This window comes from Sutterella sp. KLE1602 (assembly GCF_001578585.1).
Classification (GTDB): Bacteria; Pseudomonadota; Gammaproteobacteria; order Burkholderiales; family Burkholderiaceae_F; genus Sutterella; species Sutterella wadsworthensis_A.
Genome location: NZ_KQ968509.1, coordinates 13,302 through 39,775, shown reverse-complemented (window position 1 = coordinate 39,775; position 26,474 = coordinate 13,302). Strand labels below are relative to the sequence as shown.

General features: G+C 63.9%; 23 protein-coding genes and 1 tRNA gene. 4 read left to right on the top strand and 20 right to left on the bottom strand.

The features are described from left to right. Nucleotides 1-39: 39 nt before the first annotated feature. From HMPREF3036_RS02990 to HMPREF3036_RS02945, 10 genes are all read right to left on the bottom strand, one after another. Nucleotides 40-915, bottom strand: coding sequence for a segregation and condensation protein A (locus HMPREF3036_RS02990; protein WP_062331434.1), 876 nt, complete (start codon nt 913-915; stop codon nt 40-42). Between the two features lie 207 nt (nt 916-1,122). Further along, a complete protein-coding gene (locus HMPREF3036_RS02985) occupies nt 1,123-2,745 on the bottom strand; it encodes an NAD-dependent malic enzyme (protein WP_062331431.1) in 1,623 nt (540 codons plus the stop codon). A 272-nt stretch (nt 2,746-3,017) separates the two neighbouring features. Further along, nucleotides 3,018-3,743 carry a tol-pal system protein YbgF gene (gene ybgF, locus HMPREF3036_RS02980; RefSeq protein WP_005433805.1) on the bottom strand — a complete coding sequence of 242 codons (726 nt, stop codon included), beginning with the start codon at nt 3,741-3,743 and terminating at the stop codon, nt 3,018-3,020. A gap of 117 nt (nt 3,744-3,860) precedes the next feature. After that, nucleotides 3,861-4,388: a peptidoglycan-associated lipoprotein Pal gene (gene pal, locus HMPREF3036_RS02975; protein ID WP_005433807.1), complete on the bottom strand. Its 528-nt coding sequence runs from the start codon at nt 4,386-4,388 to the stop codon at nt 3,861-3,863. A 54-nt stretch (nt 4,389-4,442) separates the two neighbouring features. Next, a complete protein-coding gene (gene tolB, locus HMPREF3036_RS02970; RefSeq protein WP_005433809.1) occupies nt 4,443-5,738 on the bottom strand; it encodes a Tol-Pal system beta propeller repeat protein TolB in 1,296 nt (431 codons plus the stop codon). A gap of 139 nt (nt 5,739-5,877) precedes the next feature. Continuing rightward, entirely contained in the window at nt 5,878-7,431 is a 1,554-nt protein-coding gene (purH, locus tag HMPREF3036_RS02965; RefSeq protein ID WP_005433811.1) for a bifunctional phosphoribosylaminoimidazolecarboxamide formyltransferase/IMP cyclohydrolase, read from the bottom strand. A gap of 11 nt (nt 7,432-7,442) precedes the next feature. After that, nucleotides 7,443-7,829: a helix-turn-helix domain-containing protein gene (locus HMPREF3036_RS02960; protein ID WP_231853557.1), complete on the bottom strand. Its 387-nt coding sequence runs from the start codon at nt 7,827-7,829 to the stop codon at nt 7,443-7,445. Further along, nucleotides 7,822-8,808, bottom strand: a complete 987-nt coding sequence (dusB, locus tag HMPREF3036_RS02955) for a tRNA dihydrouridine synthase DusB (protein WP_062331428.1) — start codon at nt 8,806-8,808, stop codon at nt 7,822-7,824. The genes HMPREF3036_RS02960 and dusB overlap by 8 nt, the downstream gene beginning before the upstream one ends. 96 nt (nt 8,809-8,904) lie before the next feature. Further along, entirely contained in the window at nt 8,905-9,612 is a 708-nt protein-coding gene (locus HMPREF3036_RS02950) for a nucleotidyltransferase family protein (protein WP_005433819.1), read from the bottom strand. Between the two features lie 5 nt (nt 9,613-9,617). Then, nucleotides 9,618-10,637 carry an aminoglycoside phosphotransferase family protein gene (locus HMPREF3036_RS02945; RefSeq protein WP_062331425.1) on the bottom strand — a complete coding sequence of 340 codons (1,020 nt, stop codon included), beginning with the start codon at nt 10,635-10,637 and terminating at the stop codon, nt 9,618-9,620. Between the two features lie 156 nt (nt 10,638-10,793). Between HMPREF3036_RS02945 and HMPREF3036_RS02940 the strand changes: the two genes are divergently transcribed. Genes HMPREF3036_RS02940 through rsmA form a run of 4 tightly spaced genes read left to right on the top strand, consistent with a single transcriptional unit; the run spans nt 10,794 to nt 16,236 of the window. After that, entirely contained in the window at nt 10,794-13,109 is a 2,316-nt protein-coding gene (locus HMPREF3036_RS02940) for an LPS-assembly protein LptD (protein WP_005433822.1), read from the top strand. Further along, complete coding sequence (locus HMPREF3036_RS02935; RefSeq protein ID WP_005433824.1) at nt 13,102-14,460, top strand: peptidylprolyl isomerase; 1,359 nt, start codon at nt 13,102-13,104, stop codon at nt 14,458-14,460. The genes HMPREF3036_RS02940 and HMPREF3036_RS02935 overlap by 8 nt, the downstream gene beginning before the upstream one ends. Nucleotides 14,461-14,468: 8 nt before the next feature. After that, nucleotides 14,469-15,440, top strand: coding sequence for a 4-hydroxythreonine-4-phosphate dehydrogenase PdxA (gene pdxA / locus HMPREF3036_RS02930; RefSeq protein ID WP_005433826.1), 972 nt, complete (start codon nt 14,469-14,471; stop codon nt 15,438-15,440). Continuing rightward, nucleotides 15,421-16,236 carry a 16S rRNA (adenine(1518)-N(6)/adenine(1519)-N(6))-dimethyltransferase RsmA gene (rsmA, locus tag HMPREF3036_RS02925; RefSeq protein ID WP_005433828.1) on the top strand — a complete coding sequence of 272 codons (816 nt, stop codon included), beginning with the start codon at nt 15,421-15,423 and terminating at the stop codon, nt 16,234-16,236. Before pdxA ends, rsmA begins: the two co-directional genes overlap by 20 nt. A gap of 3 nt (nt 16,237-16,239) precedes the next feature. Here rsmA and HMPREF3036_RS02920 read toward each other — a convergent pair whose 3' ends face one another. From HMPREF3036_RS02920 to HMPREF3036_RS02875, 10 genes are all read right to left on the bottom strand, one after another. After that, the gene (locus tag HMPREF3036_RS02920; RefSeq protein WP_156469728.1) at nt 16,240-17,070 is read right to left on the bottom strand and encodes a M48 family metallopeptidase; all 831 of its coding nucleotides are present in this window, start codon (nt 17,068-17,070) and stop codon (nt 16,240-16,242) included. Next, a complete protein-coding gene (locus HMPREF3036_RS02915; RefSeq protein ID WP_005433831.1) occupies nt 17,045-17,767 on the bottom strand; it encodes a lysophospholipid acyltransferase family protein in 723 nt (240 codons plus the stop codon). Before HMPREF3036_RS02915 ends, HMPREF3036_RS02920 begins: the two co-directional genes overlap by 26 nt. Before the next feature lie 111 nt (nt 17,768-17,878). After that, nucleotides 17,879-19,969 (bottom strand): glycine--tRNA ligase subunit beta, encoded by a 2,091-nt coding sequence (gene glyS, locus HMPREF3036_RS02910; RefSeq protein WP_005433833.1) that lies wholly within the window; start codon nt 19,967-19,969, stop codon nt 17,879-17,881. 23 nt (nt 19,970-19,992) lie between these two features. After that, nucleotides 19,993-20,901, bottom strand: a complete 909-nt coding sequence (gene glyQ, locus HMPREF3036_RS02905; protein WP_062331418.1) for a glycine--tRNA ligase subunit alpha — start codon at nt 20,899-20,901, stop codon at nt 19,993-19,995. A gap of 92 nt (nt 20,902-20,993) precedes the next feature. Next, on the bottom strand, nt 20,994-22,547 hold the full coding sequence (lnt, locus tag HMPREF3036_RS02900) for an apolipoprotein N-acyltransferase (protein ID WP_062331415.1): 1,554 nt from the start codon (nt 22,545-22,547) through the stop codon (nt 20,994-20,996). A gap of 1 nt (nt 22,548) precedes the next feature. Beyond that, entirely contained in the window at nt 22,549-23,358 is an 810-nt protein-coding gene (locus HMPREF3036_RS02895; protein ID WP_231289329.1) for an HlyC/CorC family transporter, read from the bottom strand. Between the two features lie 69 nt (nt 23,359-23,427). Then, nucleotides 23,428-23,889, bottom strand: coding sequence for an rRNA maturation RNase YbeY (ybeY, locus tag HMPREF3036_RS02890; RefSeq protein WP_005433848.1), 462 nt, complete (start codon nt 23,887-23,889; stop codon nt 23,428-23,430). After that, complete coding sequence (locus HMPREF3036_RS02885; RefSeq protein WP_062331413.1) at nt 23,886-24,917, bottom strand: PhoH family protein; 1,032 nt, start codon at nt 24,915-24,917, stop codon at nt 23,886-23,888. Before HMPREF3036_RS02885 ends, ybeY begins: the two co-directional genes overlap by 4 nt. Before the next feature lie 10 nt (nt 24,918-24,927). Further along, entirely contained in the window at nt 24,928-26,256 is a 1,329-nt protein-coding gene (miaB, locus tag HMPREF3036_RS02880; RefSeq protein WP_082897327.1) for a tRNA (N6-isopentenyl adenosine(37)-C2)-methylthiotransferase MiaB, read from the bottom strand. Between the two features lie 103 nt (nt 26,257-26,359). Continuing rightward, nucleotides 26,360-26,436, bottom strand: a tRNA-Met gene (locus HMPREF3036_RS02875). Nucleotides 26,437-26,474 lie beyond the last annotated feature (38 nt).

Genomic DNA, 26,474 nt, shown 5'->3' with positions numbered 1-26,474 from the left:
TCTCCGCCCGGCGGGGTTTTGTTTTGTCCGTTCACCGTCTCAGCTCGTCAGCACGAGCGGATCGGGATCGGGGCAACGAAGCTCAAGCGTGCCCGCATCCTCGGGCAGCGTGGCGTAGAGCGGCGCGTAGGGCGCTCCCTGAGTGAGGATGATCATTCCCTCCTTGGCAAGCTCGAGGAGCGCCAGGAACCACACGGTCATCGTCTCGCGGTCTCGGGTGCCGTTCCAGAGCCCCTCCAGCGTCACGAAGGGCTCCGTCTGCAGGCGCTTCAGAAGGGCCGTCATGTGCTCCCTCACCGAAAGCTCCTGCCTGCTCACCTTGTGCCGGTCCCGAAGCTTGAGACGGGCGGCGACGGCAGCCCAGGCCGATGCGAGCATCTCGGGCGTCACATCGGGTTGGAGCGCCACCACGGGCACGCAGCGCTCCACCTCGGCGACACGGAAGTCCCGGTCTATCCTCGGCATGGCCTGCAGCTTGAGCGCCGCAGAACGAATCCGCTCGTACTCCTCAAGACGGCGCATGAGTTCCGCCCTCGGATCCTCGGGTTCCGTCCCCTCGGCCGTCCTCACGGAAGGCAGCAGAAGCCTGCTCTTGATCTGCATGAGCGTCGCGGACATCACGAGATAGGCTGCGGCCAGCTCCAGATCGCTCTCCCTCACCAGATCCACGTAGCGCATGTACTGGTCGGTAAGCTCCGCCATCGGGATGTCCATGACGTCGAACTTCTGCTTGCGGATGAGGTAGAGAAGCAGGTCGAGCGGTCCCTCGAAGCTCGCCAGAAAGACGCGCAGCGCCTCGGGTGGAATGTACAGCCCGTCGGGACACTCCTCCAGCGGCTCGCCGTAGAGGCGTGCGAGGATCTTCTCCTCGGTCTGCGTGTCGACGCCTCGGTGCGCGGTGAAAAGGTCGGTCATGAAGGGACGGGTTCCTGCAGAAGATGAAGGCCCGCCGCATCAGGGCTGACCTCTCGGGCGTCGGGGAGAATACCACAACGCACGCCCTCGGGTCCCGCCCTGCGGCTGCCTGCGACTCCTGACTGAATCCTGACGAAATCCTGACAAAAAAGCCTCCGCACCGAAGTGCGGAGGCTTTTCTCATTCATTCACGGATGAAGCCGGAACTTATTCGGGCTTGTACATGAATTCGCGAACGGCGGCTTCGAGATCGGCCGGGCGTTCGTTGCCAGCGAGACCGTTGTCGTAGGCGTACTGGGCGACGGCAGCACCGATCTTGACCGAGACTTCACGCACGGTGGAGAGCGGCGGATAGAGCGAGCCCTGTTCGAGGTCGGCTTCGCTCACGAGCTCGGCGAGCTCGCGGGAGGCGGCGAGGAACATGCCCACGGGCATCGTCTTGGCGCGGGCGAAGACGGCGCCGAGGCCGAGGCCGGGGAACACGTAGCTGTTGTTGCCCTGACGCGGCACGAAGGTCTTGCCGTTGAAGTCGACCGGAGCGAACGGAGAGCCGGAGGCAAAGAGCGCGCGGCCGTTCGTTTCACGGTAGGCCGTGGCGGCGTCGCATTCGGCGCGGGACGTCGGGTTGGAAAGCGCGAAGACGATCGGACGCTCGTTGATTTCGGCCATGGCGCCGAGCACTTCGGCATTGAAGGCGCCCGGCTGGGCGGCCACGCCGATGATGCCGGTCGGACGCAGGGCGCGGACGGCTTCGATGAAGGTCTTGCAGTTCTCGACGTCGTGGGCGAACGGAACCTTGTTGTGGGCGAGCTTGTCGCCGCGGTTGCAGGTCACGAGCCCCTTGGAGTCGAAGAGGAAGCAGTGCTTGAGGGCGTCCTCGCGTTCAACGCCTTCGGCGACCATGGCGTCGACGAGGAGTTCGGCGATGCCGGTGGCGGCTTCGCCGGCGCCGAGGAAGAGGAAGCGCTGATCGGCAAGCTTCTGCTTCGTGACGCGAAGAGCGGAGTAGACGCCCGTGACGGCCACGGCAGCCGTGCCCTGGATGTCGTCATTGAAGCAGAGGACCTTGTCCTTGTAGCGTTCGAGAAGGTCGAAGGCGTGGTTGTTGCCGAAGTCCTCGAACTGGATGAGGACGTTGGGCCAGCGGCGGCGGGCTTCGGTGACGAATTCCTCGATGAGTTCGTCGTAGGCTTCGCCCGTCACACGTTCCTGACGCAGGCCGAGGTACATCGGATCGTTCAGGTATTCCGGGTTGTTCGTGCCGACGTCGATGGTGACGGGAAGCGTCTTTTCCGGGGCGATGCCGGCGCAGGCCGTGTAGAGCGAGAGCTTGCCGCAGGGGATGCCCATGCCGTTGATACCGAGGTCGCCGAGGCCGAGAATGCGCTGGCCGTCGGTCACGACGATGACGTCGACTTCCTCGTTCGGGCAGTTTTCAATGATTTCGCGGACGCGGCCCTTGTCGTTGATCGAGATGAAGGCGCCGCGCGGATAGCGGTAGATATGGCTGAACTTCTGGCAGACCTCGCCGACGGTCGGGGTGTAGACCACGGGCATGTAGTCGTCGATGTAGTCGATCAGGATCTTGAAGTAGAGGTCTTCGTCAGTCGCATGCAGGCTGTCGAGCATCAGAAACTTGTCGAGAGCCGTCGGGCAGCGGTCGAGCAAAGCGAGCGTGCGCTTGACCTGCAGCTCCATGGTGGAAACGGCCGGCGGCAGAAGACCGCGAAGGCCGCGGGCGTCGCGCTCCTCCTGAGTGAAGGCGTCGGCACGGTTGAGCTGCGGGTTGCGGAGCAGGTCGGCGCCGCAAATTTGCTTGGATTCAGTCATAAGTCCTTCTTGCTAAAAAACTCCACGGGGTACGAAATTGTCCGGGCAGTTATAAGGTACTGAAGGTGCCGCCAAATCCATGGCGACACCTCCGATGGTGATTCTAGCAACTCTGTGAGGCCAGTAGAAACGGCTTCGGTAAGTGAAACAACCTAAAAATTCCGCTTCTGCTCATATTTTGCGGCTATCCACGGCATTTTCCCCTCTTCACCCGACAAAATAATAGCCTGCCCCTATGACAGGACAGGCTGCATTTGAGTGCTCTCGTCGACTTATTTCAAAGTTTTCTGAAGTTGGGCGGCGGTTTTGGCCGCGTCCGAATTCGGATACTGCTTGATCACCTTGGCGAGCGTCGCAGAGGCTGCCTTGACGTTTCCGAGCGCCGCCTGGGACGACGCCACGGAGATCATGGCATCGGCCACGCGCGGATGCTTCGGGTAGCTGCGGATGAGCGAATTCTGAACGTTGATCGTGCTCTTGTACTGCTCAAGGGCGAAGAGGCAGGATCCGCGCCAGTAGACGGCGTCGGCCGCGTAGGCGGACTTGGGCCACTCGGCGCCGAAAGTGCTGAATGCGGCGGCGGCCTTCTTGTAGTCGCCCGCCTTGAGAAGCTCGACGGCGGCGTCGTAGGCGGCCTGCTCCTGAGGCTGAACCATGACCTTCTCGCCGTTGACCTCAACTTCGCGCGGCTCGAACTTGCCGAGGCGCTCGTCGATGCTGGTGTAGAGCTCGCGCGTGCTGCGCTTTTCCTGACGGATCGCATTCGTGAGCTCCTCGACCTGACCGGTGAGAAGGCGGTTCTGGTTCTGCAGGTTGTCGAGACGCGTCGCAAACGAAATCTGTGCGTTCTTGAGCTGTTCCTCAAGGGCGGCAACCTGTGCGCGCAGATCAAGAATGGCGCGGCGAGCATCGTCGTCCGCGAAGGCCATCGCACCCGCGGCGGAGCCCGACAGGATCGCGGCCGTGCAGGCCTGAACCATCAGCTTGTTCAAATTCATAATTTCTCCGAAGAAGCCGCTCGTGTCCGTGCACGAGCCGGGCTCGAAAAGCAGGCGGCCGGCCGCGGTCCCCGTGGGGCTGCGTCCGGCCGTCGTCTCAGGTAATGCGTCCAGAGATTACTGGGCGGCCTTGCCGGACGTCACTTCCGTCGGATAGACGATGTCGGCGCGGCGGTTCTGGGCCCAGGCTTCCTCGCTGTGACCGTAGGCCACCGGCTTTTCACGGCCGAAGGAAACGGCTTCGATGCGCTCGGCGGGGATGCCGAGGAGCTGCAGGCGCTGCTTGACGGCCTCGGAACGCTTCTGGCCGAGGGCGAGGTTGTACTCGCGGCCGCCGCGTTCGTCGGTGTTGCCCTGGATGATGATGTTGACGTTCGGATGAGCGGCAAGCCAGCGGGCGTGGGCTTCGACGGCGGGCATGTACTGGGCTTCGACTTCATAGGAGTCGAAGGAGAAGTACACGGAGCGCTTGGAGAGCGGGTTGTTCGGATCGGCGAACGGATTCACCGCCTGGGTCTGGCTGCCGGCGGTCTGGCCGGCGAGCGTGCCGTCCTTGGCGCTTTCGTCAAGGGAGACGGACGAGCAGCCGCTCAGAAGAGCGGCAACGGCTGCGGAGGCAGCGAGGATTTTCCACGAAAAGGACATTTTGTGTTCCTGGCAACAGTGTTGTGGTTGATTGTCGTTGGTTTTCGCCCTTCATCAGGGCAGAATCGGTCCCCAGCAGGGTTCACGGATGTCGCCCAGACCGGTGAGGCGCGTCGAGAGCCTGCCGTCGACGGAGGCCGTTCCAAGAACGCCGCGGCCGTTGACTTCCGTCGCATAGACGAGGAAGCGGCCGTTGGGCGCGAAGGACGGCGATTCATCGCGGTCGGTCGTGGTCACGAGCGTGTTCTGGCCTGTCGTGAGATCCATCACGGCCGTACGGAAGCGGCCGTCGATGCGGGAGATGTAGGAGAGATAGCGGCCGTCGCGGCTGACCGTCGGGCTGATCGCGTAGCTAGAGCCGAAGGTCACGCGCTCGGCGGGACCGCCGGCGAGCGGCTGGCGATAGATCTGCGGAGCGCCGCCTCGATCGCTGGTGAAGTAGACCCACTGGCCGTCCGCCGAGAAGCACGGCTCGGTGTCGATGCCGTAGCTCTTCGTAAAGCGGCGCAGGCCGGTGCCGTTGGCGTTCATCAGGTAGATCTGCGTGAGGCCGTCGCGGGAGAGCGCCACGGCAAGCGTGCCGCCGTCGGCGCTGAAGGCCGGCGCGGAGTTGTTGCCGCGGAAGGCGCAGATCGCATGACGGGCGCCCGTCGCGAGCTCCTGAACATAGATGATCGGCTTGCGGTCCTCGAAGCTCACGTAGGAGATTTTCTTGCCGTCGGGAGACCAGACGGGGGAGATGATCGGTTCATGGGACTGAAGGGCGGCCTGGCGGTTGCCGCCGTCGCTGTCGCTGATGACGAGCTCATAGCGGTTGCGGGCGAGCTGGGCCACGTAGACGAGCTTCGACGCAAAGATCGGGCCTTCGCCCGTGAGATTCGTGTAGATGCGGTCGGCGATGCGGTGCGCGCACATGCGCACGTCGTTGCCCGACGTCGTGAAGACGGCCGAGTCCGTCAGCGCACCCGTCACGGTGTTGTGCAGATAGTAGGTGAGCTCCCAGCGGCCGTCGGGAAGACGGCTGACGCGGCCCACGGCGAGCGCGTTCGCGCCGAGCTTGCCGAAGGCCTCGAGGCTCGCGGGCTTTTCAAGGTTCTCGGGTTCGCCTTCGGCGCCCGTCGGGATCAGGCGGAACGCGCCGGATCGCTCAAGGTCGGCTCCGATGACGGCCGCAGCATCGAACCCCGTGGCGCCGGAGCCTTCAAACACCTTGACGGCGATCGGGAGCTGATTGGCGCCCACGCCCGTGATGGAGACCTGAAGTTCGGCAAGCGCAGGACATGCCGTGAAGGCGCCTGCAAGCACGCCAGCGCACAGCACTCTGCGGCGGGAAGGATTGAAGTTGGTCACGGATGACTCCCTTGTAAGCACGGAACCGCTCCCGTCGGGGAGCGGCTTGCATTCGGTACGCGGAGGCGGCGTCGAAACGCCGCTCACCGCTGCGTTTGAGGCGCAGGAGCCTCACGGCTCCCCGCGCCTCGGGACCGCCTTAGTGGCGGAAGTGGCGTTCGCCCGTGAAGACCATGGCGATGCCGCGCTCGTCGGCGGCGGCGATCACTTCGTCGTCACGGATGGAGCCGCCCGGCTGGATGACGGCCGTGCAGCCGGCGTCCACCACGACGTCGAGACCGTCGCGGAACGGGAAGAAGGCGTCGGAAGCGGCCACGGAGCCCTCGAGAGAGAGACCGGCCTCTTCAGCCTTGAGCATGGCGATGCGGGCGGAGTCGACGCGGCTCATCTGGCCGGCACCGACGCCGAGCGTCATGCCGCCGCGGGCATAGACGATCGTGTTGGACTTCACGAAGCGGGCGACGTTCCAGGCGAACATCAGGTCGGCGATCTGGGACGACGTTGGCTGGCGCTTCGTCACGCAGCGCAGGGCGCCTTCGGCGCAGATCTGGTTGTCGGGCGTCTGAACGAGCAGGCCGCCGCCGACGCGCTTGAAGTCGAAGTCGTTGTGGGCCTTGCCGAGAGCGACCGTGAGAAGACGGAGATTCTTCTTGGCGGCGAAGATCTCGACAGCTTCCTTGGAGAAGCTCGGAGCGATGATGCACTCGGCGAACTGGCGGGAAACGAGCTCGGCGCATTCGCCGGTCACTTCGCGGTTGAAGGCGATGATGCCGCCGAAGGCGGACTTGGAGTCCGTCTGGAAGGCCTTGGAGTAGGCTTCGGCGGAGCTGATGCCCACGGCGACGCCGCACGGATTGGCGTGCTTGATGATCACGCAGGCGGGAGCCTCGAAGGAGCGGACGCATTCCCAAGCGGCATCGCTGTCGGCGATGTTGTTGTAGGAGAGTTCCTTGCCCTGAAGCTGTTCATAGCCGGCGAGAAGGCCCGGCGCAACGGAGGATTCGCGGTAGAAGGCGGCAGCCTGGTGCGGATTTTCGCCGTAGCGCATGTCCTGGACCTTTTCCCACTGGCGGGTGAGGACCTGCGGGAAGCGGGTGCGCTGGTTGTTTTCGTCAAGGCTCGTGAGGTAGTTCGTGATCATGCCGTCGTAGCGGGCGGTATGGGCGAAGACCTTCTTGGCGAGCGCGAGGCGCGTCGCGGCCGTGACACCGCCTTCGGCCTTGATTTCGGCGACGACGGAGGCGTAGTCGGTCGGATCAACGATCACGGCGACGGACTCGTGGTTCTTGGCGGCGGCGCGGATCATCGTCGGGCCGCCGATGTCGATGTTCTCGATGGCGTCTTCAAACGTGCAGTCCGGCTTGGCGATCGTCTGTTCGAACGGATAGAGGTTCACGCAGATGATGTCGATCGGGTCGATGCCGTGGGCCTCGAGAGCGGCCATGTGCTCGGCGACGGGACGACGGGCGAGGATGCCGGCGTGGATCTTCGGGTTGAGCGTCTTGACGCGGCCGTCGAGCATTTCAGGGAAGCCCGTGTAGTCGGCGACTTCCTGGCAGGGGACGCCTTCCTTCGTGAGGAGCTTGGCGGTGCCGCCCGTGCTGAGAATGTGGTAGCCGAGAGCGACGAGCTCGCGGGCAAAATCCACGACGCCGGTCTTGTCGGACACGCTGATAAGAGCCTGTTTCTTCATTGCCTATTTCCTTATGAACTTTCTCCGGGCAGAAGCTTGTGACTGCGAAGCTTCGAGCGCAGAGTATTTCGGTTAATGCCAAGAATCTTTGCGGCTTCAATCTGGTTGTTGCGGCAGAGCTTCATCACGTAGATGAGCAACGGACGCTCCGCCGTCTCCATGACCAGACTGTAGAGAGGATGCGGCTGCGAACCGCCGAGCTGCTGGAAGTACTGGTTGAGCTGGACGATCACGGCCTCTTCAATGCGGCCCGCCTTGAGCTCGGGCATGTCCTTCGCCAGGCTTTCCAGCGTAACGCCCTCGAAGTCAAGTCCCAGCTTGACTCTCTGCTTCGCCTGCCTGATCAGCCTGATCTGCGGCGCTTCAGGCTTACGGCGGACAATCGCCTTGTCATCCAAGTCCCTGCTCGTCATCCTGCAACCTCTCAAAATAACGGCTGACGGCCGCACCGAGGACGTCCGCATCGGACGTGGCGAACAACTCGCCCAACAACGCCTCGGAGCCCGGCAGCCCCTTCAAATAATGGCTCAGGTGCTTCCTGAAGGTCACGGCACCTCTAGCACCGCCATAATAGTCAAAATGACGGAGCATGTGGTCGCAAATGACCGCATGTCGTTCCTCAAGCCCCGGCGCCTTCCTTTCGGGAAGATGGCCGAGGGCGGCGCCGACCTCCGAGAAGATCCACGGATTGCCGTAGGAGGCCCTGCCGATCATCACGCCGTCGGCGCCCGTAAGCGCCATCACGCGCCTTGCCTTCTCGCCCGAGTCTATGTCGCCGTTGGCGATGACGGGAATGGAGACGGCGGCCTTCACGGTCCTGATCGTCTCGTACTCGGCCTCGCCCCTGAAGCCGTCCTCGCGCGTCCTGCCGTGGATCGTCAGCATGGCGACGCCCGTCTGCTCGGCGATGCCCGCAATGGCGAGCGCGTTCCTGTGCTCCCTGTCCCAGCCCGTGCGGATCTTGAGCGTCACGGGCACGGAGACGGCCGCACACACGGCCTCGAGAATCCGCGCCACCAACGCCTCGTCCTTCATGAGCGCGCTGCCGCACGCCGTCTGAAGCACCTTCTTGGCGGGACAGCCCATGTTGATATCGACCACCTGCGCGCCCGAATCCTCGGCATAGCGGGCGGCGTCGGCCATCATGGCGGGATCAGCTCCGAGAAGCTGCACGACGCGCAGTCCCAACTCGGCGTCACAGGCCCAGCGCGTGGCGCTCTTGCGGCTCGTCCTGAACTGCGGCTGGCAGGTCGTCATTTCGCCCACCGCATATCCCGCACCATGGGCGCGGCAGATCTCGCGGTAAGGCAGATCGCTCATGCCGGCCATGGGGGCCAGCATGACGGGAACATCGACGGCGTAGGGACCGAGCTTCACTCTCTTCTCACGTTATTCGGGGGGCGCTCTGCACACGGGGAGCGCCCGACCGCCACATTTTACCGACACGACCGGCGCACAGGCCCTGCCGTGCCCTCACTTTTCCATTTGGTTTCGAATTCGCGCCTCGGCAAGCGCGAGCTCGCGCACGTCGCCCACGTTGAACCACATGCCCTCGTACACCTCGCCCGTGACGCGTCCCGCCTCGCAGAACTGCCAGAGCCACGGGAAGAGCTTTGCACGAACAGGCTCGACGCCCTCGAAGAGCGACGTCCCGTAGACGCCGAGGCTCGAGAACGTGTGCGTCCTCGGCTCCCTTCGGACGAGTCCCAGCTCATCCAGCGTCATGTCGCCGTCGGCATGGTAGGAGGGATTGGGCGCAAGCACGAGGTGCGCAACTGCGTCCGAGCCCGCGAGAGCGCGGCCCGCACGCACAAGGCGCGAGTAGTCGAAGTCGGTCACGATGTCACCCGCGACGACGATGAATGCGCCGTCGCCGTCATCGAGCATCGGAAGCGCCTTCGCGATTCCGCCGAGCGTCTCGAGGGCTTCGCCCGCCGTGCGGCCCTCGACTGAATAGCGCAGGCGCACGCCCCAGGCGGAGCCGTCTCCAAGCGTCTCCACGATCCTGTCGCCGAGATGCGCGACGTTGAGGACGATCTCCTCGACGCCCGCCTTCCTGAGTGCAAGAATCTGGCGAACGGCCATGGGCGTCCCCGCCACCTCGACGAGGGGCTTGGGCGTCGTGAGCGTGACGGGCTGCATGCGGCGGCCTTCCCCCGCCGCGAGGATCAGAGCGCGCATGACCGTCAGAAGGTGTAGCCGAAGGACGTTTCGGAGCCCTCGAGGTCGTCGATGAGGTGCGTGAGCGGCGAGAGTTGGATGTAGCGGCGGGCCGTCTTGCGCACGTACTGGATGAAGCGCGGCGTGTCCTCAAGGTACTTGGGCTTGCCGTCGCGGTAGTTGAGGCGGGCGAAGATGCCGAGCACCTTCAGATGGCGCTGCACGCCCATGAACTCGACGTCGCGGTAGAAGTTGCCGAAGTCGGCGGGCACGGGGATGCCCGCCTTGCGGGCCTTCTCCCAATAGCGGATCGTGGTGTCGAGCACGAAGCTCTCGTCCCAGGAGATGAAGGCATCGCGCAGGAGCGAGGCGATGTCGTAGCTGAGCGGACCGTAGAGCGCGTCCTGGAAGTCGAGGATGCCGGGCATCGGATCGGAGACCATCAGGTTGCGCGGCATGAAGTCGCGGTGCACGAAGACGAGGGCCTCGCGGCAGTTGGTGTCGAGAATGGCCTCGGTGGTCATCCTCCACCACTTCTGCTGCTCCTCGGTCCACTCGACGCCGCGGTGGCGGCCCACGTACCAGGTCGGGAAGAGCTCGAGCTCGCGCTGCAGGACCTCGCGGCTGTAGGCGGGAAGCACGTTCGGGCGGGAGATCTTCTGCCACGCGACGAGCGCCGTGGTGGCACGGTCCATGAGTTCGCGGGCGTTGTCCTCGTTGAGGACGTCAAGATAGGTCTCCCTGCCGAGGTCGGAGAGCAGCATGAAGCGATGGTCCGTGTCGGCTTCGAAGATTTCGGGGGCGTTGAGGCCCGCCTCGTTCCTCAGCAGGCCGTCGACCTTGATGAAGGAAGCGAAGCTCTCGGGCGTCTCGCCCTCGGCATTCATGGCGATGAAGCTGCGGCCGTCGGCGGCGGCAATGCGGTGATAGGACCTGAAGCCAGCGTCCGCGCCTGCACGGCTTACCGTCGTCAGATCGAGCTGATATTTCGGGGAAATGCTCTGGAGCCACTGCCAAAAGGCGGAGGCGGCCGCGCTGTTCGTCATGTTTTCGTCGTCCTCTAGTGCCGAAGGATCTGAAGCCCGCAGGGATTTTATGGACTGCGCGGCGCCCCTCGGGAATGACGGGGCTTTATAATCCTTCAATTGTCTTGACGTCATTTTATAGGCCTGCCCACAGGCTGTCACTCTCACCGTTTTTTCATGTCATTCCCGCGTCCCCGACAGACCGCGATCAGCGTAAGCATCGCGCTGGCCGCCATGGCCTACACCTCCATTGCGCCGGCCGCTCAGACAGGCAGCGTGGTGTCCCTCGAATCCGTGACGACGCTCGATCCGTCCCGCGCAACGCCCGACTCGGACGCCGCGAGCTTCGTGTCCGCCGACCGCATCGAAGGCAACCCCGAAGACCAGCTCCACCTTTACGGCAACGCGGAGATCCGCCGCGCCGGCACCGTCCTCAAGGGCGACCGAATCACCTACACGCAGGAAACCGACGAAGTCGAGGCCGTTGGCAACGCGCGCATCTCGCGCCAGGGCGCCTCCTTCTCGGGTCCGTCCATGCGCTTCAAGATCTCGCCGCGCACGGGCGACATGTCGGACGCCGAATACGAATATGCGCCGCGCAACATCCGCGGCTGCGCAAAGAACATCCGCTTCATCTCGGGTGAATCGACCGTCTTTGACGACGCCAAGGTCACGACCTGCAAGCGCGACGACGAAGCCTGGTTCATCAAGATGAACGAGCTCGAGATCGACGAGTACGACCAGACGGCAACGGGCACGAACGCCTCGCTGCACTTCATGGGCGTGCCCGTCTTCGGCTCCCCGTGGTTCTCCTTCCCCGTGAGCCGTGAGCGCCGCTCCGGCTTCCTCGTGCCGACCTTCGGCATGAGCTCGACCCGCGGCCTCGACCTCGCGGTCCCGTACTACTTCAACATCGCGCCCAACTACGACCTTACGCTGACGCCCCGTCTGATGACCAAGCGCGGCGTCATGCTCGACACCGAGGCCAGGTTCCTCTACAACAACTTCGAGACGACAGTCGACTACGCGCTGATGCCCGACGACAAGGAGATGGACGACAGCCGTTCGAGCCTGCACGTCGACATGAGCTGGCGCCGCGACAAGCTGAGCGCCTTCGTCGACTACAACCGCGTCTCCGACGATGACTTCATCAGCGACTTCTCGAGCAACGTCCGAGAGTCCTCCGAAACCGTCCTGCCGCAGGAATACGCCCTTCGCTACGACGAGACGTACTGGAACACGTCGATCAACGTCAAGAAGAACCAGGCGCTCACCTTCGACCACATCGACTACTACAAGCCGTACGAACGCGTGCCCCAGATCACCTTCAACGGCTACAACGGCGACTTCTACGGCTTCGAGGTCGGCACGACCATCGAGGCGACGAGGTTCGAGCATCCGACGTTCACGACGGGCGACCGCTTCGTCTTCGAGCAGACGGTCTCCTATCCGATGCGCGGCGCGGGCTGGTTCGTCGTGCCCAAAGGCACCTTCCTCGGCACCTGGTACCAGCTCGAGAACCTGGACCGCGACGGGGGCCGCTTCACCAACAAGGATCCGCACCGCACGACGCCGATGTTCAGCCTTGACGCCGGCCTCGTCTTCGACCGCGACGCCGTCTGGTTCAACCGCGAGGCGTACCAGACGCTCGAGCCGCGCGTCTACTACGCGTACGTGCCGTACCGCAATCAGGATGACCTGCCCGTCTTCGACACGACGATCGCCGACCTGAACTTTGCAACGCTCTTCTCGGAGAACATCTTCTCCGGCTACGACCGCGTGAGCGAGGCCAACCAGCTGACGAGCGTGCTCACCACCCGCTACATCGACAAGACGAGCGGCCTCGAGCTCTTCAAGGCCAGCGTGGGCCAGCGCAACTACTTCTCGGACCAGCGCGTCAACTTCTACACACCGGGCGACACCCAGATGCGCGAAAGCCCGCTTCGCACCGACGTTCGCAGCGACCTGCTCGCGAGCGTGGGCGCGCGTCTGACGCGCTCGATCACGTCGGACGTGAGCGGCCAGTACTCCTCGGCGATGAGCCGCTGGGTGAAGGCCAAGGCAGGCGTCAGGTGGCAGCCGCGCCCGATGTCCCTCGTCGGCCTCTACTACCGCTACAACTACTCGTCCGAGCGCGACTACACGGACTATCAGAACGACTACATCAAGCAGATCGACCTGGCGGTCCAGTGGCCGATCACGAACCGTCTGTTCGGCCTCTTCCGCTACAACTACTCGCTCCTGCAGGACAAGCCCATCGAGATGATCGGCGGCGTCGAGTACCTGCACGACTGCTGGACGCTTCGTTTTGCCGCACAGCGCTACACGACGACGTCCAACAACGACGAGACCAACTTCTTCTTACAACTCGAGCTCAACGGCTTGGGTAGTATTGGCACAAGCCCGCTTTCTGAACTCCAGAGGAACATCAAGGGTTATCAGACCACCACCCGTGTTCCCGACAAGATTGGACAGTACGATTACTATGAATAAGCTCAAGACCATTGCCGTGCTGACGATGAGCATGGCCGCCCTCAGCACCGCCTTCGCCGCCGAGCAGGCCGTTACCGAATCTGCGCAGGCGGCTCCCGTCGTCCAGCCGCAGGCCGGCAACGTCGAACTCGACCGCATCGTGGCGGTCGTCAACAACGACGTCATCACGGACCGCGAGCTTCAGGAGCGCACGCACGTCGTCGCCATCAACCTGCGCCGCCAGAACATCCAGCTCCCGCCGATGGAGCAGCTCCGAGCCCAGGTGCTTGAACGCCTGATCTTCGAACGCGCCATCAAGCAGCGCGCCCGCGAAACCGGCATCCGCATCGACGACCAGATGGTCAACGCCTCCATCGAGCAGATCGCCCGTCAGAACAACCTGTCGGTCGACCAGCTCCGTCAGCGTCTGATGGCCGACGGCGTCTCCTTCTCCTCCTTCCGCGAGGAGATCCGCGACGAAATCACGACGCAGCGCCTGCGCGAACGCGAGGTCGACGCCAAGATCCAGATTCCCGAAAGTGAAATCGACGCCTACCTCGCCGAGCAGGCCGGCTTCACGACGGGCAACACGACGGAATTCCACATCCAGCACATCCTGATCCCGATCGACCATCCCGACAACACCGAAAAGCTCAAGAAGCATGCCGAGGAGATCGCCGAGCGCGCCCGCGCAGGCGAGGACTTCGCCATGCTCGCCGCCACCTACTCGCGCGCCTCCGACGCGCTGCAGGGCGGTGACATCGGCTGGCGCAACCTGCAGTCGCTGCCCAACGTCATGGCCGACGTGCTCAAGGAATCCCCCAGGAAAGGCGTCTACATCATCAAGGGCAAGGACTCCTGGGACGTCATGCGCGTCTCCGACACCCGTGACGGCGTTCAGTTCAAGCTCGCCGGCGGCCCGGTCGAACAGACCCACGCCCGCCACATCCTGATGCTCGTGAGCGACATCACGCCCGAAGGCGAGGTGATCCACCGCCTCAACGACATCAAGCGCCGCATCGACGCGGGCGAGTCCGACTTCGCCACGATGGCTCGCCTGCACTCGGTCGACAACAGCGCGACCCGCGGCGGCGACCTCGGCTGGCTCCAGCCCGGCGACACCGTGCCCGAATTCGAAAAGGCCATGAACTCGCTCAAGCCCAACGAGGTCTCCGAACCGATCAAGTCCCAGTTCGGCTACCACCTCATCCAGGTGATCGAGCGCCGCATGGAAAAGAACGGCAATCCGCAGCGCATGCGCATCGCCGCCCGACAGCAGCTTCGCGAGAAGAAGCTCGGCGAGGCCGTCTACAACTGGCAGCGCGAGCTCCGCGACCGCGCCTACGTTGAAATCCGTGACAGCCACTACTGAGGCGAACCATGACTGAACTCCGGTCCGTTGCCGTCACGACCGGCGAGCCCGCCGGCATTGGACCGGAAGTCTCGCTCAAGGCCGCAGCCGCCGTGTCCGACCCGATCCTCCTGATCGGCGACCGCACGCTGCTTGAAGCCGAGGCCCGCCGCCTCGGCATCGCCTGGCCCCTGCCCGCGCACGTCTCCATCCGTCACGTGCAGCTTCGGGCGCCTGCCGAACCCGGCAGGCTTGACACCCGCAACTCGGCCTACGTGCTCGACATCCTGCGCGCAGCTCATGAAGGCGCCGCCGCAGGCGAATGGAGCGCCGTCGTCACGGCGCCCGTTCAGAAAAGCATCATCATCGAGTCCGGTGTGCCCTTCACAGGCCACACCGAGTTCTTCCAGGATCTCTGCGGCGTCAGGCGCGTCGTCATGATGCTCACGTCGAACGCCCGCACGGACGCGATGAAGGTGGCCCTCGCCACCACTCACCTGCCGATCGCCAGGCTTTCCGAGGCCATCACGGGCGAGCTGCTCGACGAGGTGCTCGACACGCTCAACACGGCGCTCGCACGCGACTACGGTCTGGCCGAGCCCCGCATCCTCGTCACGGGCCTCAACCCGCACGCAGGTGAAAACGGCCACATGGGCCACGAGGAAATCAACACGATCACGCCCGCTCTGGAAAGAGCGCGCAGCCGCGGCATTCACGCCGACGGTCCCGTGCCCGCCGACACGGCCTTCGTGCCCGGCCACTGGGACCGCTACGACGCCGTGCTCTGCATGTACCATGATCAGGGACTTCCCGTCCTCAAGCACGTGGGCTTCGCCGAGGGCGTCAACGTGACGCTCGGGCTTCCCTACATCAGGACCTCGGTCGACCACGGCACTGCGCTCGACATCGCAGGACAGGGCAAGGCGGACGACACGAGCATGATCTCCGCCCTCCGATTAGCACACTTTTTATCGAAGAACCGTGAAACAAGAATGGCTTGAAGGGCACAAGGCCCGCAAACGCTTCGGTCAGAACTTCCTTCATGACCGCCACTGGATCGAGCGCATCGTGCGCGGCATCGACCCGAAGCCGGGCGACGCTCTCATTGAAATCGGCCCGGGCCAGGCCGCGCTCACGCGCGAAGTCATCGCCTGCGCAGGCCACGAAGCCGCCGTCGAGATCGACCGCGACCTCGCCCAGTTTCTGCGCGAGCAGTTCTCCCCCGAGGAGCTCACGCTCATCGAGGCCGACGCCCTGAAACTCGACTGGACGACCGTCCTTGAGGGCCGCCGCCTGCGCATCATCGGCAACCTGCCCTACAACATCTCCTCGCCGCTCCTCTTCGCGCTCATGAGCGCTGCGGACCGCGTCATCGACCAGCACTTCATGCTCCAGCGTGAAGTGGTCGACCGCATGGTCGCCGAACCCGGCAGCAAGACTTACGGCCGTCTGAGCGTGATGCTCCAGTACCGCTACGTCATGCACAAGCTCTTCGACGTGCCGCCCGGCGCCTTCGTGCCGCCGCCCAAGGTCACGTCCTCGATCGTACGCATGGTGCCGCGCCCCGTCGAGTCGCTTCCCGAAGTCGATATGGAGATCTTCTCCCAAGTGGTCGCGCTCGCCTTCCAGCAGCGCCGCAAGACGCTGCGCAACGCGCTCTCCACCCTCATGGATGACGCCGCGATCAAACGCGCGGGCGTCAATCCCGCCGCACGCGCCGAAACGCTCGACGTGGCGGCCTTCGTGCGACTGGCACGCGAGGCGGCCAATCTGCCGCATCACGCCGACGCCGTCTGAGCCTCACTGCCCGACCTCCTCCAGTTCGGGCAGCACCTTCGCCGCGTTGAGTTTGGCGAGCTGTACCCGCCAGTCCGGGCAGAGCCTCTCCACCTCCTTCCAGAAGGCCTTCGAGTGATTGAAATGCTCGAGATGCGCAAGCTCGTGCGCGATCACGTAGGAGGCGACCGCATCATCAAGGAAGATCAGCCTCCAACAGAGCCTGATCGTATTCCTCGTCGTACAGCATCCCCATCTCATCCTCGCGCTTGAGAGACTCCACGACGCGGGCCAGTGGCGCGCACTGCCGCGATAGGCCTCCATCAGGTCGCCCAGCACCGTTTTGGCCTGCACCTTGAAAAGGGCTAGCAACGCCCTGTCGACCTCCTTCCTCGAGCATGTCTGCGGCAGCGCCAGACGAATGACGGCGTCGTCTCCCGTCACGTCGACGTACGAAGTCTTCGCCGTCGCGTCGACCGCAACGGCCGTCTTCCTGCCGCGGTAGAGAATGTACCCGCTGCCGCCTGCAATGCAGTACGCAGCGTCCAGAACTGCATGCGTCTGCGCCCGCATCCACCTGACGTACTCCCTCTTCTGAAGAATGATTTCATCGCACCGCTGAAGAACGAATTCATCGCTCAGCATCTGCGGACCGGCATAGCGGTACGGAACCGTCACCACGGGCTTGTCCTGCCTGCCATCGTAGCTCAGGATGACGCGGGTCCTGTGGCGTCGGGAGGGCTGGAACAGATATTCGATGCGCTCGCCGTCTTCCGCCGTCACGGCCCTCTGGTGCGACGTCAATCGAAGAGACAGCCCCCTGCCGGCTTCAGGCATCAATTCGTTCAAGCTCATCTTCAATCCATTTTTCGACTTCGGCCGTCACCTCATGCGGATCCCTGCCCTTCGTCTCGATGACGGGGCCGACGCTCACGGTGATCGTGCCGGGTTGCTTGGCGATGGAGTTCTTGGGCCAGCAGTGGCCTGCATTGTGGCAGACGGGCACGATGGGCGTCCCGCTCTGGCATGCGAAGCGGGCGCCGCCCGTCTTGTAGCGCACGCGCTCTCCCGGCGGCACGCGGGTGCCTTCGGGGAAGAGACTGATCCAGAAGCCCTCGCGGAGCTTCACGGGGCCCTTCTTCATGAAGGCCTCGAAGGCGGAGCGGCCCTTGCTGCGGTCGATCGCCAGCATGTCCATGGCGCAGACCACCCAGCCGAGGACCGGAATCCAGTTGATCGAGCGCTTGTAGATGAAGCAGGCGGGCGCGGGAAGATAGGCGCCGAGCCAGAACGGATCCCAGGCGGACTGGTGCTTCATCAGCACGACCGCCTGCGTATCGGCGGGCGGAAGGTTCTCCATGCCCTTCATCTCGAGCCTGATGCCGCAGATGACGCGAAGCAGTGCGAGCACGAACTTCGCCCACGGACGGCAGATGGCCTCATAGCGCCACTTCACGCTCGCAAAGGGCGTCGTGCAGAGCACGCAGACCGCAAGGACCAGAATCGAAAAGCTCAGGACGATGTAGAAGAGCCAGCCTCGAAGAAGATTCATGTTGGAATGTCCGGCCTGCAGAGCCGGATAAAAAAAGGATCCAAAACGAAATCATACCGTTTTGGATCCCTGTTGAACGGCCCTCGAAAGGGCCGTTTCGGCGCACGTCGCTTACTTGGCGAGGCGGGCGATTTCAGCAACCTTGTTCATGACGTCGTAGAGGCGCTTCAGAAGGGCCTGACGCGTGGCGCGCAGGGCCGGATCCTCGGCGTTGACCATGACGTTGTCGAAGAAGCTGTCGACCGGGCCGCGAAGAACGGCAAGTGTCGCGAGCATCTGCTCGTATTCGCCGGCGGCGAAGTGCTGAAGGGCCTTGGGTTCGACGTCGTTGATGGCGGCGAAGAGCTGCTTTTCAGCGTCTTCGGCAAGAAGGGCCTCGTTGACGACCGTCGGGACTTCGCCCTCGATCTTCTTGAGGATGTTGCCGATGCGCTTGTTGGCGGCGGTCAGGGCTTCGGCTTCCGGCAGCGCCATGAAGGCGCGGACAGCGGCGAGGCGCTTCGGAAGCTCGTCGAGCTTTTCCGGATTCAGGGCGAGGACGGCGTCCACTTCGAGCGTGGTGTAGCCGGCATCGCGGAGCATGACGCGCAGGCGGTCCTGGAAGAACTGGCGAAGCTCTTCACGGTGGTCCGTCACGCCCGGAACAGCCTTTTCAGCCTCCCAGGCGGCATCGATCAGCGTGTTGAGGCTGACAGGCAGGGCCTTTTCGATGAGCATGCGCAACACGCCGAGGGCGTGGCGGCGAAGCGCGAACGGGTCTTTTTCGCCGGTCGGCATCTGGCCGATGCCGAAGAGGCCGATCAGGGTCTCCATCTTGTCGGCGAGGGCCGTGGCGAGGCTCACCGGGGTGGACGGCAGGGCGTCGCCGGCGTAGCGCGGCTGGTAGTGCTCGCGGATGGCAAGCGCCACTTCCTCTGCTTCGCCGTCATACTTGGCGTAGTACTCGCCCATGATGCCCTGGAGTTCGGGGAACTCGCCGACCATCAGCGTGCGGAGGTCGGCCTTGGCGAGCATGGCGGCGCGTTCGGCCTTGGCGCGGTCGGCGCCGATCAGGTCGGCGAAGAGGCCGGCCATCGTCTTGACGCGGAGCATGCGTTCGGCCTGGCTGCCGAGCTTGTTGTGGTAGACGACGTGCTTGAGGCCGTCAACGCGGGTCTCAAGCTTTTCCTGACGGTCCTGATCGTAGAAGAACTTGGCGTCGGCAAGACGGGCGCGCACGACGCGGGCATTGCCCGAAGAGATGGCGGCGCCGCCGTCCTTGGCCTCAAGCTGGGAGACGAGGAGGAAGCGGTTCATCAGGCGGCCTTCGGCGTCGCGAAGCGCGAAGTACTTCTGGTTGAGCTGCATCGTGAGGATGAGGCACTCTTCCGGAACGGCGAGGAACTCTTCTTCGAACGAGCTTTCATAGATGATCGGCCATTCGGTCAGGGCGGTCACTTCGTTGAGAAGGTCTTCCGGCATGATGACCGTGCCGCCGATCTGGGCGGCGCGCTCCGTGAGGAGCTTGCGAAGGAGTTCGCGGCGCTCGGCGTAGCAGGGCATGACCTTGGCGGCCTTGAGCTCGGCGTCATAGGCGTCGGCGCAGGAGAGCGTGACCGGTTCCGTCGTGTGGAAGCGGTGGCCGCGCGTGATGCGGCCTGCGTTGAGACCGAAGAGCTTGACCGGAACGATCTGTTCGCCGTAGAGGGCGGTGAGATGCTTGACCGGACGGACGAAGGCGACCGTCGTCTCGCCGTCGGCGAGCTGGTAGGTCATGACCTTCGGAATCGGGAGGTTCTTGACGGCGGCATCGAGAGCGGTCTGGAGGCCTTCGGCGAGCACGATGCCCGGACGGACGCCTTCAAAGACGAGCTGTTCATTCTTGCCGTCGTTGACGCGCTTGAGCTCGGCGACGTCGCACGTGATGCCCAGGGCGTTCATCTTCTTGACGAGAGCCGGCGTGGCGGAGCCGTCGGCGGCAAGGCCGACGCGCACCGGGACGAGCTTCTGCGTGAAGGCTTCGTCGGGGCTCTTTTCAAGCACGTTCGAGATGTGCACGGCGAGGCGGCGCGGAGAGCCGTAGGCCGTGGTGACGGATCCTTCGGCGAGGAAGCCGCGGTTCCTAAGATGCTGTTCGACGCCGGCGGCGAAAGCTTCGGAAAGCTTTTCGAGGGCCTTCGGCGGGAGTTCTTCGGTTTGCAGTTCAACGAGCAAATTCGTCATTTTCTTCTTTTCCTCCACTCGCATTATTCCGCGGACTTGGCGAGCATCGGGAAGCCCAGACGTTCACGGGAATCGTAGTAGCTCTGGGCCACAGAGCGGGAGATGTTGCGAATGCGGGCGATGTAGGCGGCGCGTTCGGTCACGGAGATGGCGCCGTGGGCGTCAAGCAGATTGAAGGTGTGGCCGGCCTTGAGCACCATTTCGTAGGCGGGCAGGGCCAGGTTCAGGTCCATCAGGCGCTTGGCTTCGCTTTCGAAGTAGTCGAACTGCTTGAGAAGCTTCTCGCAGTCGCTGGCCTCGAAGTTGTAGACGGACTGTTCGACTTCGTTCTGATGGAAGACGTCGCCGTAGGTGAGCTTGCGTTCCGTGCCGTCCGGATCGGTCCACGTCGTGAAGACGAGGTCGAAGACGTTGTCGCAGTTCTGCAGATACATCGTCAGGCGCTCGAGACCGTACGTGATTTCGCCGGTGATCGGCTTGCATTCAAGGCCGCCCACCTGCTGGAAGTACGTGAACTGCGTCACTTCCATGCCGTTCATCCAGATTTCCCAGCCGAGACCCCAAGCGCCGAGCGTCGGGTTTTCCCAGTTGTCCTCGACGAAGCGGATGTCGTTGACTTCCGTGTCGATGCCGAGCGCGCGAAGGCTGCCCAGATAGAGGTCGACGATGTTCGTCGGAGCCGGCTTCAGCACGACCTGGAACTGGTGGTGCTGGTGGAGGCGGTTCGGATTTTCACCATAGCGGGCGTCCTTCGGACGACGCGAGGGCTGAACGTAGGCGGCACGCCAGGGTTCCGGCCCCAGAGCCCGCAGAAAGGTCGCAGTATGGGACGTGCCGGCACCGACTTCCAAGTCGATCGGTTGCAGCAAAGCACAGCCCTGGCGGTTCCAATATTCCTGCAGGCGCAGGATTACTTCCTGAAAGGTAATCATTCTCTATGCCGCCGATTCTTGTCGGCGCCTGTTGATTCAAAAAATGAGGGAGCCCTCCCTTTCCTGACGGAAACGGGAGCTCAAAGATTTAATTATAAGCCCTTTACCTTGCCCGCTCGGATTCTGGCTGTCCCTAAGCGGACGAGCACGGCGCAGAGCGCCAGAACGAGCGATGCGAGCAGCGCGGGCCAGCTGCCGAGCCTCACATAGGGCGTGGGCGAGCCCGTGGCGCCCAGAAGCGGCATGGTCGCGGCATCGGGACCATCGGTCCTGAGCATGGCCGCGATCTCGCCCCTCGAATTGACGAGGGCGCTCATGCCCGTGTTGCTCACGCTCACCAGCGGCCTTGCGCTTTCTATCGCGCGCATGCGGCTCATCGTGAGGTGCTGTCCGAGCACGGAGCGTCCGAACCAGCCGAGGTTGGACGTCACGATGAGGAAGTCGGGCGAGCGGGACTGCCAGAAGGTGCGGACCACGCTGCCGTAGAGGTTTTCGTAGCAGATGAGAATGCCCGCATCGGCCCCTTCGAGCGACAGGAGCGGCTGCACGGCGTCGCCCCGCATCAGGTCCGACATCGGAATGCCGATCATCTCGACGAACCAGTGGAAGCCTGCAGGCACGTATTCGCCGAAGGGCACGAGCTCACGCTTGTCGAGCCTGTAGGCGATCTGCCCCTCGTCCAGAACGAAGGAGGTGTTGAAGAAGCGCGGACCGTCCTTGCGGAAGCCGTTGAAGAGCACCCTTGCCTCGGTCTTCTCCTGAAGGAGCACGAGCCTGCCTGCCGCCTCCCTGCCGAGACGGCTCACGGGCACGTTCACGATGCCCTCGGGCGTCAGCAGCAGTCGGGGCCTGTCGGATGCGGGCCACGGCTTGAAGGCGGCGGGAAAGAGCGCCTCGATGCGCTGTGCGGGATTGGCGCGCGTATAGGCGTCGACCACGGGCAGCGCGGGCTGAATGATGCGCACGTCCACCGTGGAGGACGGCTCCGACCAGGCGTGCTGCCGGGAGACCTGCCCCGTGCCAGCAATGAGCGCTGCACCGATGACGGGCACCGCAAGCCAGGCAAGGCGACAGCTGAGCGCGACGGCGACGAGCGCCGCGAAGAGAAGCTGTGCGAGCGTGACCGCGTAGATGCCGCCCAGCGGGGCCCAGCCCGCAAGCGGCGTGTCGATGACGGCGTACCCCGGCATGAGCCAGCCGAAATTGGCGAGCACGTCGCCCCTGAGCCATTCCGCAAGGGTCCAGACGCCTGCGAGCGCGGGCAGCTCGGTGGCGAGCCTTCCGCCGCCGATTTTCTTCGCAATCCAGCAGGCGAAGGCGGGAAAGAGAGAAAGGACGGCGCCCAGTACAAGAAGCGCAAGCGCCGCAACGGCCCAGGGCAGGCGCCCGTAGACCGCAATGGAGTTCATCGTCCAGGAGAGTCCCGGCACGAACCAGCCGAGTCCGAAGAGAAAACCCACGAGCGCGGCTCGGGCGGGCGTCGGACGCGCCGCGAAGACGAGGAAGAAGCCGACGAGCGCGATGAGCGACATCCACTGCCAGCCAAGCGGATCAAACCCCGTGCCAAAGAGAAGCCCCATGCCCAAGGCGCCGAGCGCGCCCGCCGCTTCGGGCCGGCGCTCCCACCAGTGCGACGCCTCGCTCACGCTACTTGATCCTCTCGACGCTCAGCAGACGAGCCTGACGGTCGTCGCCGCCGAGGATGCGGAAGCGGAAGCCGTTCTCCTCGATGGTCTCGCCCGTGTGCGGCACATGCTCGAAGCGGTCGGTCACGAGACCGCCGATCGTTTCGCAGTACTGGTCCTCGAGGTTCGACTTGAAGTAGTCGTTGAACTGCTCGATTGGCGTGATGGCCTTGACGCGCCAGCGGCCCTCGCCGTCGGCGACGATGTTGCTACCCTCTTCGTCATGGTCGAACTCGTCGGAAATCTCGCCCACGATCTGCTCGAGCACGTCCTCGATGGTGATGAGGCCGGAGATGCTGCCGAACTCGTCAATGACGAGGGCCAGATGGCTTCGGGTCTCCTTGAAGTCTCGCAACAGCACGTTGATCGGCTGCGTTTCCGGAATGAAGCGGGCGGGACGCAGAAGCGTCTTCGGATCAACCGCGGGATTCATAAGCACCTGCAGCAGGTCCTTGGCGTGCAGGATGCCGAGCACGTTGTCCAGATCGTCCTCGACGGCGGGCAGACGGGAGTGCCCCGAGGCAATGAGGGCGGGAAGCCAGACTTCGCGCGGCTCCGAGAAGTCGACGGCCTGCACCTGGGAGCGGGGCACCATCAGGTCGCCCGCCCTGATTTCGGAAACGGCCATCGCGCCCTCCATCATGGAGAACACTTCGTCGTCGATCACATTGCGGCGGCGGGCCTCGCCGAGCACTTCGAGCACGTCGGCCCGGTCGTTGAGCTCTTCTTCGTGGAAGACGGAGGTAAGACGGTCAAGAAAAGTACGGCCCAAGGTCGGACTGGGAGGTTCAGAGGAACTGGACATATTTGCCGGAACAGCTTGTTTTCAACTTGGTCAGAGTCAGTCGTGCACCATGCCGATGCGGTCGCTGTAGGGATTGGGGAACTTGAGGGAGAGCATGAGCTCGGTTTCGCGAGCCTCCATGACCTCAGCCTCTTCCTGCGTAACATGATCATACCCGTGGGCATGCAGAACCGCATGGATGAGCAGGTGTGCGAGATGCGCGCGGAACTCCTTGTTCTGCTCCGCTGCCTCACGCTCGACGACGGGCACGCAGATCGCCACGTCGGCGGTCACCTCGGGCTCGGTCGTGTAGTTGAACGTCAGAACGTTCGTCGCGTAGTCACGGTGGCGGTACGAGTGGTTGAGCTCGTAGCCTTCCTCCTGGTCGACGAAGCGGACCGTCATCATCGTCGGAAGCTCGCAGGCGCGCGTCATCCAGCGAATCATCACGGAGCGCGAAGGCAGCTGCGGGAAAGCGGCCGCGTTCTGGAACGAAAACTTCACTGCAGGTTCGCTCATTCTTTCACCTCTTTTCTGGCCTTGGCCGCAAGCTCATCCTGCTTGGCGGCCTCTTCATAAGCGTCGACGATTCGCGCGACGAGCGGATGGCGCACCACGTCCTTGGACGTGAAACGCGTGATCTCGATGCCGCGCACGCCGTCAAGAATGCGGATCGCATGCTTCAGGCCGCTCGGAACGCCCTTCGGAAGGTCGATCTGCGTCACGTCGCCCGTGATCACAGCCTTGGAACCAAAGCCGATGCGAGTGAGAAACATCTTCATCTGCTCGGGCGTCGTGTTCTGGGCCTCGTCAAGGATGACGAACGCATTGTTGAGTGTGCGGCCTCGCATGTAGGCAAGCGGCGCCACCTCGATCGACTGGCGCTCCATGAGGCGCTGTGACTTCTCGAAGCCCATCAGATCGAAGAGCGCGTCGTAGAGCGGACGCAGGTACGGATCGACCTTCTGCGTCAGGTCGCCGGGCAGGAAGCCGAGACGCTCGCCCGCCTCGACGGCGGGGCGCGTGAGCACGATGCGCTCGACGGTGCCGCGCTCGAAGGCGTCGACGGCCGCGGCGACGGCGAGGAAGGTCTTGCCCGTGCCGGCGGGACCGACGCCGAAGCTGATGTCGTGCCCCATGATGGCCTTGAGGTAAAGGCGCTGGTTGGGCGTGCGGCCCTGGAGGTCGCGGCGGCGGACCTTGAGGTCGACGTCGTCGACGGCGCCCTCGGGATCGGACGCGGCGCCGCTGCGGTACTCGTCGTCATGTCCGACGAAGTGCCACTGGATGTCGTCGACGCTCAGCTCCTCGCCCGTGCTCTTGACGCGGGTCATCAGGACTGCGAGCGCCGTCACGGCGCGGCGGGCGGCCTCAAGCTCGCCCGTCACGCGGAAGACGTCTCCGCGGCGGCTGACGCGCACGTTGAGGATCGTCTCGATCTGCCTCAGGTTTTCGTCAAGCGGGCCGCAGAGCGCGGAAAGCTCGGCGTTTCCCGCATCTGCGGAGTAGCGCAGCGTTTCGGGCTGCACGGTCTTTTCACTAGCCATAGGTCGGTAGTCAGTCCAGAAGTTGTCCGCCAAGCGAATGCGGATACACATTCGTCACTTTAACACGCACCATCGTGTCCACAAGCGAGAGCGGTCCCTCGAAGTTCACGATGCGGTTGTTGTCCGTGCGGGCCATGAGGAAGCCCTCGCCCTTGCGCGCGGGGCCGAGCACGAGCACGCGCTGCTCGGTGCCGAGCATGCTCTCGCTGATGCGGGTCGCGTTCGCGTCGATCGTCGCCTGCAGGCGCTGCAGGCGCGCAAGCTTCACGTCATAGGGCGTGTCGTCGGGAAGACGGGCGGCGGGCGTGCCGGGACGCGGGCTGTAGATGAAGGAGAAGCTGGCGTCGAAGCCCACTTTCTCGACGAGCTTCATCGTGTCCTCGAAGTCCTCGGCGGTTTCACCGGGGAAGCCCACGATGAAGTCGGTCGCGATCGAGATGTCGGGACGAAGCTCTCGGAGCTTCCTCGTGATCTCGACGTACTCGGCGGCGGTGTAGCCGCGCTTCATGGCGGCGAGCACGCGGTCGGAGCCCGCCTGCACGGGCAGGTGCACGTGGTTGACGAGCTTGGGCAGGCGGCCGTAGGCGTCGATGATGCGCTGGGAGAATTCACGCGGATGGCTCGTCGTGTAGCGGATGCGCTCGATGCCGTCGATTTCGGAGACGTAGTCAAGCAGCAGGGCGAAGTCCGCAATCGAGCCGTCGGGCATCTTGCCGCGATAGGCGTTCACGTTCTGGCCGAGAAGCGTCACTTCCCTGACGCCCTGATCGGCAAGCTGGGCGACCTCCATGAGGACGTCCACCATCGGGCGCGAGATCTCCTCGCCGCGGGTGTAGGGCACCACGCAGTAGGAGCAGTACTTCGAGCAGCCTTCCATGATCGAGACGAAGGCGGCGGCGCCATGCGCCTTCGGGGCGGGCAGATGATCGAACTTCTCGATTTCGGGGAAGCTCACGTCGACCTGGGGACGGCCCGTCTCAACGCGGGCGCGAAGCATGTCGGGCAGACGATGCAGGGTCTGCGGTCCGAAGACCACGTCAACGCAGGGCGCGCGGCGGATGACGTTTTCGCCCTCCTGGCTCGCGACGCAGCCGCCCACGGCGATCAGCATGCCGGGACGCGTCTTCTTGACTTCGCGGATGCGGCCGAGGTCGGAGAAAGTCTTCTCCTGGGCCTTTTCACGAATGGAGCAGGTGTTGACGACGACCAGGTCGGCCTCCTCAAGCACGTCGGTGCGTTCATAGCCAATTTCGGCGTTGAGAAGGTCGGCGATGCGACCGCTGTCGTAGTCGTTCATTTGGCAGCCGAAGCTGCGCAGATAGAGTTTCTTCGCTTGCACGGTTTAGATCCGGGGACGATGTTTAGAGCCGCAGGACCATGGCCTGCGGCCGGGAAAGAAAAAAGCCCCGCGCTTCAGTGGAGAAGGCGGGGCTTTTGAAATCTGGTGGCGCATCACGGACTCGAACCGCGGACACAAGGATTATGATTCCTCTGCTCTAACCGACTGAGCTAATGCGCCGTTGAGGATTGAGATTATGCAGCCTTCCCAACCCCCCG